A 13,052-nucleotide genomic window follows, 5' to 3' on the forward strand; every position below is an offset into this window, starting at 1 on the left:
TTCGGCGGAGGAACTAGAGCAGCTCCGAAAGCCGCTCGCCCTTGAGCTTCCACTGCCAGTTGTCGACGACGAACTGACGGCCGGCGGCGCCCATCGCAGCAGCCAGGTCGGGGTTGGCCAGGACGTCGATGATGGCGGCGGCGATGTCTTCGACGTCGCGACCGTCGACCACATGGCCGGTCTTGCCTTCCACGACGGTTTCCGGTGCGCCGCCAGAGTCACCGGCGACCACCGGCACGCCGCACGCCGAGGCCTCGAGGAAGACGATCCCCAGGCCTTCGACATCGAGCCCGTTGCCCCGGGTCCGGCATGGCATGGCGAAGACGTCGGCCATGGCATGGTGGGCCGGCAACTCATCGCCGGGCACCCCTCCGGTGAACACCACGTGGTCGGTGACGTCGTAGCGCCGTGCCAGCTTCTGCAGATCGTCGCGGTACGGCCCGTTGCCGACGATCACCAGCGCGGCACCGTCGATCCGTTGCCGGATGACGGGCAGCGCCCGGATCAGCATGTCCTGTCCCTTGCGTGGCACCAGTCGTGACAGGCAGACGATCACGGGCCGCTGCCCCAGCCCGTACCGGGCGCGCAACTCGGCCCGGGCCACCTCGTCGGGGACGAAGCGGTCGACGTCGACCCCGGGCGACAGGTATTCCAGCGCGGCGTCCGGCCCGAACGCCGCGGCGAACCGGTTACGGGTGTAGTGACTGACGAAGGTCACCACGTCGGTGTTGTTTCCGATGTGCCGCAACGCGTTTCGCGCGACGGGCAGCATCGACCAACCCACCTCGTGCCCGTGCGTGCTGGCGACCACGCGGGTCGCCCCGGCATCGCGGGCCAGCGGGGCCAGCAGCGCCAGCGGCGCGGCGGCGCCGAACCACACGGTGTCGATGTCGTGCTCGGCGATGAGGCGGCGCATCCGCAGCGCGACGGTCGGTTCGGGCACCATCAACGTCGTCGGGTGGCGGACCACCTCGTACCCGGCGGCCCCGGCGGCCTTGTCGTATTCCGGGGCGCCCTTCCACTTCGGGGCGTACACCGTCAGCTCGTGCGAACCGCGGACGAGCAGCTCACCGACCAGACTCTCCAGATACGACTGGATGCCGCCGCGGCGCGGCGGAAAATCGTTGGTCAACAGCAGCACCCGAGACATCGCGGTCAGGCTATCGCGTCAGCCGCCGGCCGCGAGCCACCGCTGCCACGCGGCGGTCAACGCGTCGCGATCCGTGCCGAGGGTGGCGGTCAGCGCGGTGTCGAGGTCGGGATGTCCGGCGCCGCACGCCGCCAGGTACAGCCGGCGCAGGACTGGATCGCCGAACTGCGCGCCCACGAACCGGGCGAACCACCAGGCGCGGTCATACGCCAGCGACAGCGCCGGCCCGGTGACCTGGAAGTCGGCGTTGGTGGGCAGCACCGCCATGGCGGCCGGCGCCGGCCGCGGGGTGCGCGGGCGGCTGACGTAGTCGGCGACGCCCTCGGTGAGGCACCACGGCGCGTCGGCCGCCGTCACGGGCCGGGAGGCGTAGTGGAAAAGCTCGTGGCGCAACACGATTCGCAGTGCGCCGGGACCCATCGCGGCGGCGCCGGGCGCGAATACGATGCGGTCGACGGTGGTGGCCGCGGCGAACTCTTCCTTCCCGCCGGCCAGCGCCCGGAACTCCTCGTCGGTGCCGGTGGTCACGATGGTGATCTGACGGCGCCAGTCGTCGCCCCAGAATGCGGTGACCGCGGCGACCGCGCCGTCGAGTTCCGCGGTGATGCGTCCCGGCAGCGTCGAGCCGGGGTCGAGGACCAGGAGTTCAGCGGTCCGGCCGTCGGCCAGCCGGATGTCGGTCGGCGCCGTCGGTGCGGCGAGCGGCGGTGCCGTGGCCCGCGACGGGGCGGCCTCGTTGTCGGGACCGCGGTTCAGTACGACGGCCGCGGCGGCCGCTTCCGCGGCGAGAAGGCCGAGGACGGCCCGTCGGGAGAGGCTCAGTAGCGACGCACGTTGTAGATCGGCGCGTTGTCGACCGGCGCCACCCGCACGGGCACACCGAACGTCGATGCGTGGACCATCATGCCGTCGCCGATGTAGATGCCCACGTGCGAGGCGTCGGAGTAGTAGCTCACGACGTCGCCGGGCTGCATCTGGTCGCGCGACACCGCTTGGCCACCGGCGGCCTGCGCGTAGCTCGAGTGCGGCAGCGAGATGCCGGCCTGCTGGAACGCCCACATCACCAGGCCCGAGCAGTCGAACTGGCCGGGACCGGCGGCACCCCAGACATACGGGTCGCCGATGCGGGTCAGAGCGGCCTGCACCGCGATGGCGCCGGCAGCGGTGCCGCCACCGTTGTCCGACGGTGCGGGCAGCCCCTCGACAGGCGGGTTCGGGCCGGCCGCGTTGATGGACGGGTCCTGGCCGGGGGCCGGCGGAACCGCGTCGGGGTTCTGCGGGAGACCGTCGGGGGCGGGGGCGGGCGGCGCGGCAGCCGGGGCCGGCGGCAGGGCCGCCAGCGCCTGCCGCTGGCTCGGCGTCAGCGCGGTGTAACGGGACTTGACGATGGCGATCTGCACCTGCAGCTTGCTTTGCTTGGACTGCAGATCGGCACGAACGGCGGCGGCCTGCTCGGCCGCGGTCTTGGCTTCGGATGCCGACTTGGCCGAGTCGGCCTCGGCCTTCGTGGCGGAGTCGGAGGCGCTGTGGAAGTTGGCCATCTGCGCGGCCATCTCACCGGCCATCACACGCTGGACCGAGAGCTGGTCGATCAGGCCCTGCGGGGAATCGGCGGTAAGGATGGCGTCGATGCCGTCGGTACGGCCGCCCATGTACTGCGCTGCAGCAATCTTGTCGACCGAGTCCTGGTAGGTAGCCAGGTCGTTCTTGGCGACTTCCGCGGCGGCAGCGGCGGCCTCGTGCTTGGAGTCGGCGGCCTTCGCGGCAGCCAGCTTCTTGTCCAGATCGAGCTGCGCGGCGTGCATGGCCTCGGTGGTCTGTTCCGCCTGGCGCGAGAGCTCGTTCAGCTTTGCTACGGCGTCGTCGGCCGGATCGGCCATGACGTTGCCCGCAAACGCACTACCAAGTATGGTGAGCCCCGCGATCGCACCGGCTACTGGTCGTTTAAGACTGCATATGGTGCGGTGTGTGCGGTGGAGACTCAAGATTTCGCGTCCTTCAACTGCGGGTTCGAGCCGCTTCGAACTCAGTGAGGTCTCGAATAGGTTACGAAACGGCATCGGCGTTGTCCAACGGGAATGGCCAATCTATCAGCCCGTCCCCCGATCCCGTTAACCAGCATCACAATGTGAGGGTCGTCACGCTACGCCCGCAGCGCTTGACTCGCCACCGATGTCGTCTTTCGGCCTGCCGATGGGAACCAACCGCAACCGCGGCGCCATGCCGGCATCGGCGAGCACCTCCAGCGCGCGGCGCTCGTCGTCCATCAATGTCTCGGGCACGCCCAGCAAAACACTGACCACGCAGTCACCGCAGCCGGGACCGCGTACCGCGCAGTCGTCGCAGTCGATCTTGACCGGCCCGTTGTCGAACTTCATCTCTGACTCCTTCATCGGTTGAGGCGCACGCTAGCGACGTCCACCGACAAAAAAGTGCGGGTGATCAGCAACCGGATAACGGAATGACATCGATGGGATTTCTTGTCGGTGCCGGCCCCTACTGTCACGTCATGGGCTCCGGCAGCGCCACCGACCAGTTGGCTTTCGATCTCGATGAGGCGTTGCTGCGCGACACCACATTCGTGGTCGTCGACCTGGAGACCACCGGCGGCCGGGCCCGGGCGGACGAGACCGGAGGCGGCTGGGACGCCATCACGGAGATCGGCGCGGTCAAGGTGCGCGGCGGCGAGATCATCGGCGAACTGGCCACCCTGATCGACCCGGGCCGCGCCATCCCGCCACAGATCGTGCAGCTGACCGGGATCACCACGGCCATGGTCTGCGACGCCCCGCGCATCGAATCCGTGCTGCCCGCATTCCTGGAGTTCTGCCGCGGCGCCGTCCTGGTCGCCCACAATGCGGGCTTCGACATCGGCTTCCTGCGGGCCGCGGCCGAGCGGGCACAGCTGCCCTGGCCCAACCCACCGGTGCTGTGCACCGTCAAGCTGGCCCGCCGCGTACTGACGCGCGACGAGGCGCCGAGCGTGCGGCTCTCGGAGCTGGCCCGGCTGTTCCGCGCCACCACCACACCCACACACCGCGCCCTCGACGACGCCCGCGCCACCGTCGACGTCCTGCACGGACTGCTCGAGCGCATCGGCAACCAGGGCGTGCACACGCTGGCCGAGCTGCGCGGCTATCTCCCGGACGTCACCAAGGCGCAACGCCGCAACCGCAAGCTCGCCGACGCCCTGCCCAGCTCCCCCGGCGTCTATCTGTTCCGCGGGCCGTCCGAGGAGGTGCTGTACGTGGGCACCGCGGTCGATCTGCGCCGCCGGGTCCGGCAGTACTTCACCGGCGCCGACCCCCGGGCCCGCATGAAAGAGATGGCGTCCCTTGCCATCCGCGTCGACCACGTCGAGTGCGCCCACGAGCTCGAGGCCGGGGTGCGCGAACTGCGGCTCCTCGCCGCGCACGCGCCGCCCTACAACCGGCGCTCGAAGGCCCCGCACAAGTGGTGGTGGGTGGTGCTCACCGACGAGGCCTTCCCCCGGTTCAGCGTGGTGCGCGCACCACGACACGACCGGGCGGTCGGCCCGTTCCGGGCGCATGCCGACGCCGTCGACGCGGCGCTGCTGCTGGCCCGCTTCACGGGCGTGCGGACCTGTACGACGCGGCTGGCGCGGGCCGCCCACCACGGGCCGCAGTGCCCGGAGCGGGAACTGTCGCCATGTCCGGCGCCGCGCGGCATCACCGCAGGCGCCTACGCCGAATTCGCCGACCGGGCGGCGGAAAACATTGCCGGCGTTGATGATTCCGCACTCTGCACGGCACTGAAACACATCGACGACCTGGCGGCCGAGGGTCGTTTCGAGACCGCGGCACGGCTCCGCGACCATGCCGCGACCGTCATCGACGGACTGTGGCGTGGTCAGCGTCTGCGCGCCCTGACCGCACTGCCGGAGCTGGTGGCGGCCCGGCCCGACGGCGCCGGCGGCTGGCACCTCGTCGTGGTCCGGTACGGCCAGTTGGCAGCCGCCGGCAATGCGCCGCGGCGCGTCCCCCCGATGCCCGTCGTCGACGCGATATCCGCTGCGGCACAGGTGATCCTGACGTCGGAACGGCCACTGGGCGGTGCGCCCGTCGAGGAGGTCGCGCTGATCGTGCGCTGGCTGGCCGCGCCCGGTGTGCGCATCGTGCGCACCGATTCCGGCACGGCGTCGGAGGCCGGCTACTGCCTGCCGATCACCGCGGCCGGACGGTGGGCCGAGTGGGCCGCCACCGCCCGGTCGGCCCGGGCGGCAGCGCAGCAGGCGGAGCGGTCAGACCTTCTGAGTGAACCGAGCCCACCGCGCGAGCAGCTGCTCGGCCGCGCCCGAATCGATCGCCTCGGTGGCGCGGGCCAGACCCCGCTCCCACGCCGGCACCCACTGGGCGTCGCTGGATAGGCCGGCATGAGCCACCATGGCCCCCGCGGCGTTGAGCACCACGGCATCCCGGACCGGACCCTTCTGACCCGCGAACACCGCCCGCACCGACTCCGCGTTGGCCTTGGCGTCACCGCCCCGCAACTCGCTCAGGTCGGCGCGCGCGAAACCGAACGCCTTCGGGTCCAGCGTCAGCCGCTCCACGGTGCCGGCCTGCACGCGCCAGATGGTGCTCGTCGTCGTGGTGGTCAGTTCGTCGAGCCCGTCGTCGCCGTGCACAACCAGCACGCTGGAGCCGCGCGCGGCGAACACGCCGGCCATCACCTCGGCCAGCTCCGCCCAGGCGCAGCCGATGAGGCCGGCGCGTGGCATCGCCGGATTCGTAAGGGGCCCCAGGAGATTGAAGACCGTCGGCACCCCGATCTCCCGTCGTACCGACGACGCGTGCCGATAGGACTGATGGAACTGCGGGGCGAACGCGAACCCGATACCCACCTCGGCGACCGAGCGGGCCACATCACCCGGCGACAGATCGATGCGGACGCCCAGGGCCTCCAGGGTGTCGGCACCACCCGACAACGACGACGCCGCCCGGTTGCCGTGTTTGATCACCGGCACCCCGCACGCGGCGACGACGATCGACGCCATCGTGGAGAGGTTGACGGTGTTGGAGCCGTCCCCACCGGTCCCCACAATGTCGACGACGTCGCTGCCGATCGCGGCGAGCGCGTCGGCGGGCACTTTTCGGGCGTGTCGCAACATCACATCGGCGAGTTCGGACACCTCCGCAGAGGTGGGTCGCTTCATCTTCATCGCAATGGCGAATGCAGCGATCTGCGCCGGGGTGGCAGTACCCGTCATGACCTGGTCCATTGCCCACCCCGCCTGACCCGCGGCAAGGTTCTGGCCGGTGGTCAACCGGCCCAGGATCTGGGGCCACAGGGGCCCGTCGGTGGTCGGTTCCTGATGAGGATCGGTGGTAGGCACGGACCCGATTATGGCCAATGTCGGCACCCGGGTGGAGTTCAACAACTACAAAGCGTCATACTTACCGCTGTGACGAGCGCTGTAGGTACCTCCGGAACCGCGATCACGTCGCGGGTGCATTCGCTGAACCGGCCGAATATGGTCAGTGTCGGCACCATTGTGTGGCTTTCCAGTGAGTTGATGTTCTTTGCTGGACTGTTCGCAATGTATTTCACCGCGCGCGCCCAGGCAGGCGGCGTATGGCCGCCTCCCCCCACGCACCTGAACCTGGCCGAGGCCGTTCCGGTGACGTTGGTGCTGATCGCGTCGTCGTTCACCTGCCAGATGGGTGTGTTCGCCGCCGAGCGCGGTGACGTCTTCGGCCTGCGCCGGTGGTACGTCATCACGCTGCTGATGGGCACGTTCTTCGTCGGTGGCCAGGCGTTCGAGTACTTCATGCTCGTCAGCGAAGGCACCACGATCCCGAGCAGCGCCTACGGTTCGGTGTTCTACCTGGCGACCGGCTTCCATGGCCTGCACGTCATCGGCGGTCTGGTGGCGTTCATCTACCTGCTGGCCCGCACGAAGATGAGCAAGTTCACCCCGGCCCAGGCCACCGCTGCCATCGTTGTGTCCTACTACTGGCACTTCGTCGACATCGTGTGGATCGCCCTGTTCGCCACCATCTACTTCGTTCGATGATCGGCTCGCCGATGCGCTTCCTGACCAACTCGTCGATGAGAAGGGGTTCGATGACCAGCAAGTCCCGCCGTCGGTTACACCGGCGCCTTTCAGCAGCCATGTTGCTGCTGCTCGGACTTCTAGTCGCTGGTGGCCTGGCGGCCACCCTGACGCCGCGGCCCCAGGTCGCGAAGGCCGACGAGTCGCAGTTGGCTCTGCTGCGCACCGGCAAGCAGCTGTTCGAGACGTCGTGCGTCTCCTGCCACGGCGCCAACCTGCAGGGTGTGACCGACCGCGGCCCGAGCCTCATCGGCGTCGGCGACGCGGCCGTCTACTTCCAGGTGTCCACCGGCCGCATGCCCGCCATGCGCGGTGAGGCCCAGGCACCCCGCAAGGACCCGGCGTTCGACGAGCACCAGATCGACGCCCTCGGTGCCTACATCCAGGCCAACGGCGGCGGCCCCCGGGTTCCGCGTGACGCCAACGGCCAGATCAACCAGCACTCGTTCCTCGGTGAGAACGTCGCCCGCGGTGGCGACCTCTTCCGCCTGAACTGCGCGTCCTGCCACAACTTCACCGGCAAGGGCGGCGCACTGTCGTCGGGCAAGTACGCGCCCGACCTCGGCAAGGCTGCCGAAGTGCCGGCGCAGGTGTACACCGCCATGCTCACCGGCCCGCAGAACATGCCCAAGTTCTCGGATCGTCAGCTGACCCCGGAAGAGAAGCGCGACATCGTCGCCTACGTCCACGAGTCGGCGAATGCCCGCAGCCAGGGCGGCTACGGCCTCGGCGGCTTCGGCCCCGCGCCCGAGGGCATGGCGATGTGGATTATCGGGATGGTCGCCGTGATCGGCGCGGCTATGTGGATCGGAGCTCGCGCATGAGCGAGAACGTGAACATTCCCAGTGACGATGAGCTGCGCGAGATGTCGCGCGAGGAGCTCGTCGAACTGGGCGGAAAGATCGACGGCGTCACGACCGTCTTCAAGGAACCCCGCTGGCCCGTCGAGGGCACCAAGGCCGAGAAGCGCGCCGAGCGTCAGGTCGCGGCCTGGCTGCTGCTCGGTGGCCTGTCCGGCCTGGCCCTGCTGCTGGTGTTCCTGTTCTGGCCGTGGGAGTACAAGCCGTTCGAGTCCGAGGGCGAGTTCATCTACTCGCTGGCGACCCCGCTGTACGGCCTGACCTTCGGTCTGTCGATCCTGGCGATCGGCATCGGCGCGGTGCTCTTCCAGAAGAAGTTCATCCCCGAGGAAATCTCGATCCAGGACCGTCACGACGGCGCCTCCCCCGAGGTGCACCGCGCCACCGTCGCGGCCAACCTGACCGACGCGCTGGAGGGCTCAACCCTCAAGCGCCGCAAGCTGATCGGCCTGTCGCTCGGCGTCGGCCTGGGTGCGTTCGGCCTGGGGACCGCGGTCGCCTTCATCGGCGGTCTGATCAAGAACCCGTGGAAGCCGGTCGTGCCGACCGCCGAGGGCAAGAAGGCCGTCCTGTGGACGTCCGGCTGGACCCCGCGTTTCCACGGCGAGACCATCTACCTGGCTCGGGCCACCGGCCTGCCCGGTGAGTCCCCCTTCGTGAAGATGCGTCCCGAGGACATCGACGCGGGCGGCATGGAGACCGTGTTCCCGTGGCGCGAGTCCGACGGCGACGGCACCACCCTCGAGTCGCACGAGAAGCTGTCGAAGATCGCACTCGGTGTGCGTAACCCGGTGATGCTCATCCGCATCAAGCCCGAGGACCTGTCCCGCGTGGTCAAGCGCAAGGGCCAGGAGAGCTTCAACTTCGGTGACTTCTTCGCCTACACCAAGGTGTGCTCGCACCTGGGCTGCCCCTCGTCGCTGTACGAGCAGCAGACCTACCGCATCCTGTGCCCCTGCCATCAGTCGCAGTTCGACGCGCTGCACTTCGCGCGGCCGATCTTCGGTCCGGCGGCCCGCGCCCTGGCGCAGCTGCCGATCACGATTGACAAAGAGGGCTACCTGGTCGCCAACGGCGACTTCATCGAACCCGTCGGACCGGCATTCTGGGAGCGCAAATCATGAGTCCCAAGCTCGCTGACATCGCTGCCGCACAAGGCGATGCGATCGACTCGCGGTACCACCCGTCGGCCGCCGTACGCCGGCAGCTGAACAAGGTCTTCCCGACGCACTGGTCCTTCATGCTCGGTGAGATCGCGCTGTACAGCTTCCTCGTGCTGCTGCTCACCGGTGTGTACCTGACCCTGTTCTTCGATCCGTCGATGACCGAGGTCATCTACAACGGCGTCTACCAGCCGCTGCGCGGCGTGCAGATGTCGCGTGCCTACGAATCGGCCCTGGAGATCTCGTTCGAGGTCCGCGGCGGTCTGTTCGTCCGCCAGATTCACCACTGGGCCGCGCTGATGTTCGCCGCATCGATCATGGTGCACCTGGCGCGCATCTTCTTCACCGGTGCGTTCCGCCGCCCGCGTGAGGCCAACTGGATGATCGGCTCGGTGCTGCTGATCCTGGCCATGTTCGAGGGCTACTTCGGCTACTCGCTGCCCGACGACCTGCTCTCCGGTATCGGTCTGCGCGCCGCCCTGTCGTCGATCACCCTGGGTATCCCGGTCATCGGCACCTGGATGCACTGGGCCCTGTTCGGTGGCGACTTCCCGGGCAACATCATCATCCCGCGCATGTACGCCCTGCACATCCTGCTGATCCCGGGCATCATCCTGGCCCTGATCGGCGCCCACCTGGCGCTGGTGTGGTTCCAGAAGCACACCCAGTTCCCCGGCCCCGGCCGCACCGAGAAGAACGTCGTCGGCGTGCGCGTCATGCCGGTGTTCGCGATCAAGGGTGGCGCGTTCTTCGCGCTGGTGACCGGCATCCTGGGCATCATGGGTGGTCTGCTGCAGATCAACCCGATCTGGGAACTGGGCCCCTACAAGCCCTCGCAGGTGTCCGCCGGTAGCCAGCCCGACTTCTACATGATGTGGACCGAAGGCCTGGCCCGTATCTGGCCGGCCTGGGAGTTCTACCCCTTCGGCCACACCATCCCCGCCGTCATGGGTGTCGCCGTGATCATGGGTCTGGTCTTCACGTTGCTCATCGCTTATCCGTTCATCGAGGCCAGGGTTACGGGCGATCATGCCCACCACAACCTGCTGCAGCGTCCGCGTGACGTGCCGGTCCGCACCGCCATCGGTGCCATGGCCATCGCGTTCTACATGGTGCTCACCCTGGCCGCGATGAACGACATCATCGCGCTCAAATTCGACATCTCCCTGAACGCCACCACCTGGATCGGCCGCATCGGCATGGTCGTCCTGCCCGCAGTGGTCTACTACCTCACCTACCGCTGGTGTGTAGGCCTGCAACGCAGCGACCGCGCCGTCCTCGAGCACGGCATCGAGACCGGCATCATCAAGCGCCTGCCCCACGGCGCGTACGTCGAGCTGCACCAGCCGCTGGGCCCGGTCGACGACCACGGCCACCCCACCCCGCTGGAATACCAGGGTGCCGCACTGCCCAAGCGCATGAACAAGCTCGGCTCCGCCGGCTCCCCCGGCACCGGCAGCTTCCTGTTCGCCGACTCCGCCGTCGAACAGGAAGCCCTGGCCGACGCCGAACACGCCGCCGAGCACAAGGCACTCACCGCCCTCAAGGAATACCAGGACGAAATCTCGCCCAACGGCTCCAACGGGCATCACTAGTTCGATCTACGGTTTCGGCCCGGTCTGGTTTCCACCAGACCGGGCCGAAGTCGTTTTCGGGTCCCACTCCCCTACCCCACCCGTTTTTCTTGCGTTGCGTCTGCGATGAGGGTGAGAAAAGTCGAGTGCCGTGCGTCCTGAGCACAGGCTCGACGGGGCGGGAACGCCGAGCTAACCGTTTGCGGCGAACGCCGCCTCGATCCAGTTACCGAACTCGCACGCCAGGTGCCACCGGTGCTGAGCGATCATGTACGGCGCGGTGAGCCAAGGGAATTCGACACACAGCCGCGCGTGCGGACCACGCAGACCAGGTTCTGGGAGGAACGCTTCCGGCGCAGTGGCGCGGTCGTCGACCGCGCGATCACCCGCGGCGAACTTCCGCCGGGCACCGACCCGCGCGCAGTGCTGGAGATGGCCGCCGGCCCGGTCTATTTCCGCTCCCTGTTCACCGTGGACGCGGTGACACCCGCGTATCTCAGTGAGACCGCGCGACGCGCCATCCGCGCCGTCGCATAGCGCTGAGCGTCAGGCTGCGCGGGCGTCCTCGGCCGACGCCTCCAGCACAGCATGCAGACCGCGCAGGCAGTACCAGGGAATGGCCACCATGGCGGCGGTGATGATGAATGCCAGGCCGTACAGGATCCAGGCCAACTCGTCGTGGCTGTCGGCCAGCATGTACGCGCCCAGGAACACGAACAGTGTCGCGCCGCCCATGGCCGCGGCGATCCCGAGCGTGCAGCGCAGCCACAGCTGATCCACCGCCGCGACCGGAAAGCCCACCATGCTGGTCGCCGGCGACGCCGAATAGCGGCGCACGACCGGATCGTCGAAAGAGCGCAGCGCACTCTGCGGCAGTTCACCGGTGGGACGACGGTCGTCGCCCTCGGACGGGCCGCCACCGAGCAGCGGCAGCGGTGCCGCCCCACCGCGACGGGCACGCAACAACAACGGGATGGCGCCCACGATCACCGCCGCGGACACCGCGATGACGGAGTACAGCAGCCACGGCGTGTGCGACGACGCCGCACCCGACGGGTGCCGGGTACCAAGGTCCACCATCGCGACGACAGCGGCCACCCCGGCGCCCAGGGCCGCCAGCCACAGGGCCACAGAGCCACCGAGCAGAAGACGGTCCAACTGGTCGGGGCTGCCGCCGGTCACTCGCGACCGGGTTGAAGTCTCAGCGTTGTACGGCATTTAACAGCTCGTCTGCCAATCATCGTTTGTCTGCGAGGCCAGCGTCTGGCCGTCGCTGGTCACAATCGAACAGTTCAGGTGGCTCAGCCGCAGCAGGCTGGAGGCCTGTACCGAGCCCACATCGGACATCGAGATCGGTGTCAGAGTGATCATCCACGGGATGTAGACGTTCTGCTGGGTGCGCTGGCGTCCCGCGGCATCGGTGTACGTCACCGAAATGCGGTCCAGCGGCGCCTTCGTGCCCCAAATCCGGTACGTGACATACCGCGGCCCGGTCGGCGGCGCGGACGTCGTCGCCGGCGGCGCGGCCGCGGCGGTGCTGGGCGGCGGAGGCGGCGGCTCTTCCGACGGCGGCGGAGGCGGCGGCTGCGTCACGGTCACCGTCGACGGAGGCGGCGGCGGTGGTGGCGGCGGGGGCGCCTCGGTTGTCGTGGACGGAGGTGGCGGCGTGGTCGTGGTGGTGAACTCGTCCTGGAACGGCGGCGCCGACGTGGTGCTGGTCGACGGCGTCGCCACATTCTCCGAGTCGGTGTTGCGGGTCACCAGGATGGCGACGGACGCCACCAGCGAGATGGCGGCGATGATGGCCACGACGCCGACGACCCACGGCCACCGCGGCGGCGGAGTGTCGTCAGCTTCGGATTTGGCCTCGTAGCTGTCGTAGTCGTACAGCGCGGGCTCCGGCGGCACGTACGGAGCGATGGTGAAGTGCTCGGACTCGGGCGCAGAGTAGGCCTGCGAATAGATCTCGGTTTCGCCGGTGCCTTCACCGGCGCCCGATGGCTCCCGGGCCGCATCATCCGAGCCCGGGGAATGTGACCCGCTCACGTACGCCTATCCCTCTCGACCACTGTGTCGCTGCAGCTGGGGAACACCGCCTACGGCGACATTCCAGCCTTCGGCAGACATTACCCAACATGGGCCCGGCATGGCCGCACCGGACGGTGCCAGAGGACCATCTGACATACGGTTGTGACCTGACCGCAGAGCGATCAGGTCACAGGGGCCGTATGT

The 13,052-nt window shown here is 68.6% G+C and carries 12 protein-coding genes and 1 pseudogene; 6 read left to right on the forward strand and 7 right to left on the reverse strand.

From position 1 onward, the window contains the following. Positions 1 to 13: 13 nt before the first annotated feature. The 4 genes from BR47_RS0103280 to BR47_RS29555 all read right to left on the reverse strand — a co-directional run bounded on the left by BR47_RS0103280 (position 14) and on the right by BR47_RS29555 (position 3,528). Positions 14 to 1,150: a glycosyltransferase family 4 protein gene (locus BR47_RS0103280; protein WP_029105710.1), complete on the reverse strand. Its 1,137-nt coding sequence runs from the start codon at positions 1,148 to 1,150 to the stop codon at positions 14 to 16. An 18-nt stretch (positions 1,151 to 1,168) separates the two neighbouring features. After that, positions 1,169 to 1,678, reverse strand: coding sequence for a hypothetical protein (locus BR47_RS33660; protein ID WP_020103583.1), 510 nt, complete (start codon positions 1,676 to 1,678; stop codon positions 1,169 to 1,171). A 290-nt stretch (positions 1,679 to 1,968) separates the two neighbouring features. Continuing rightward, the gene (gene ripC / locus BR47_RS0103290) at positions 1,969 to 3,135 is read right to left on the reverse strand and encodes a peptidoglycan hydrolase RipC (RefSeq protein ID WP_029105708.1); all 1,167 of its coding nucleotides are present in this window, start codon (positions 3,133 to 3,135) and stop codon (positions 1,969 to 1,971) included. A 153-nt stretch (positions 3,136 to 3,288) separates the two neighbouring features. After that, entirely contained in the window at positions 3,289 to 3,528 is a 240-nt protein-coding gene (locus tag BR47_RS29555) for a hypothetical protein (RefSeq protein WP_231388123.1), read from the reverse strand. Positions 3,529 to 3,659: 131 nt separating this feature from the next. On the opposite strand from BR47_RS29555, the pseudogene BR47_RS0103300 reads away from it, so the two are divergent. After that, a pseudogene (locus BR47_RS0103300) lies at positions 3,660 to 5,474 on the forward strand (DEDD exonuclease domain-containing protein); the annotation flags it as partial. Here BR47_RS0103300 and trpD read toward each other — a convergent pair. Further along, on the reverse strand, positions 5,412 to 6,515 hold the full coding sequence (gene trpD / locus BR47_RS32405; RefSeq protein ID WP_502685814.1) for an anthranilate phosphoribosyltransferase: 1,104 nt from the start codon (positions 6,513 to 6,515) through the stop codon (positions 5,412 to 5,414). The pseudogene BR47_RS0103300 and the gene trpD sit on opposite strands and share 63 nt — an antisense overlap. A 57-nt stretch (positions 6,516 to 6,572) precedes the next feature. On the opposite strand from trpD, the gene ctaE reads away from it, so the two are divergent. The 5 genes from ctaE (at position 6,573) to BR47_RS0103335 (ending at position 11,357) form a co-directional block, all read left to right on the forward strand. Next, on the forward strand, positions 6,573 to 7,184 hold the full coding sequence (gene ctaE, locus BR47_RS0103315) for an aa3-type cytochrome oxidase subunit III (RefSeq protein ID WP_029105707.1): 612 nt from the start codon (positions 6,573 to 6,575) through the stop codon (positions 7,182 to 7,184). A gap of 35 nt (positions 7,185 to 7,219) precedes the next feature. Continuing rightward, positions 7,220 to 8,047 (forward strand): cytochrome bc1 complex diheme cytochrome c subunit, encoded by an 828-nt coding sequence (gene qcrC, locus BR47_RS0103320; protein WP_177127312.1) that lies wholly within the window; start codon positions 7,220 to 7,222, stop codon positions 8,045 to 8,047. Then, positions 8,044 to 9,207 (forward strand): cytochrome bc1 complex Rieske iron-sulfur subunit, encoded by a 1,164-nt coding sequence (gene qcrA, locus BR47_RS0103325; RefSeq protein WP_020103576.1) that lies wholly within the window; start codon positions 8,044 to 8,046, stop codon positions 9,205 to 9,207. Before qcrC ends, qcrA begins: the two co-directional genes overlap by 4 nt. Continuing rightward, positions 9,204 to 10,841 carry a cytochrome bc1 complex cytochrome b subunit gene (gene qcrB / locus BR47_RS0103330; RefSeq protein ID WP_029118569.1) on the forward strand — a complete coding sequence of 546 codons (1,638 nt, stop codon included), beginning with the start codon at positions 9,204 to 9,206 and terminating at the stop codon, positions 10,839 to 10,841. The genes qcrA and qcrB overlap by 4 nt, the downstream gene beginning before the upstream one ends. Before the next feature lie 291 nt (positions 10,842 to 11,132). Continuing rightward, on the forward strand, positions 11,133 to 11,357 hold the full coding sequence (locus BR47_RS0103335; protein ID WP_029118570.1) for a TetR-like C-terminal domain-containing protein: 225 nt from the start codon (positions 11,133 to 11,135) through the stop codon (positions 11,355 to 11,357). A gap of 9 nt (positions 11,358 to 11,366) precedes the next feature. On the opposite strand, the gene BR47_RS0103340 is transcribed toward BR47_RS0103335, so the two are convergent. Together BR47_RS0103340 and BR47_RS0103345 are read right to left on the reverse strand one after the other, a co-directional pair. Next, positions 11,367 to 12,038 (reverse strand): DUF2561 family protein, encoded by a 672-nt coding sequence (locus BR47_RS0103340; RefSeq protein ID WP_029118571.1) that lies wholly within the window; start codon positions 12,036 to 12,038, stop codon positions 11,367 to 11,369. Beyond that, positions 12,039 to 12,866 (reverse strand): hypothetical protein, encoded by an 828-nt coding sequence (locus BR47_RS0103345; RefSeq protein ID WP_029118572.1) that lies wholly within the window; start codon positions 12,864 to 12,866, stop codon positions 12,039 to 12,041. It lies immediately after the preceding gene. Between the last annotated feature and the right edge of the window lie 186 nt (positions 12,867 to 13,052).

Origin of the sequence: Mycobacterium sp. UNC410CL29Cvi84, assembly GCF_000686745.1 — a bacterium.
GTDB lineage: Bacteria > Actinomycetota > Actinomycetes > Mycobacteriales > Mycobacteriaceae > Mycobacterium > Mycobacterium mucogenicum_B.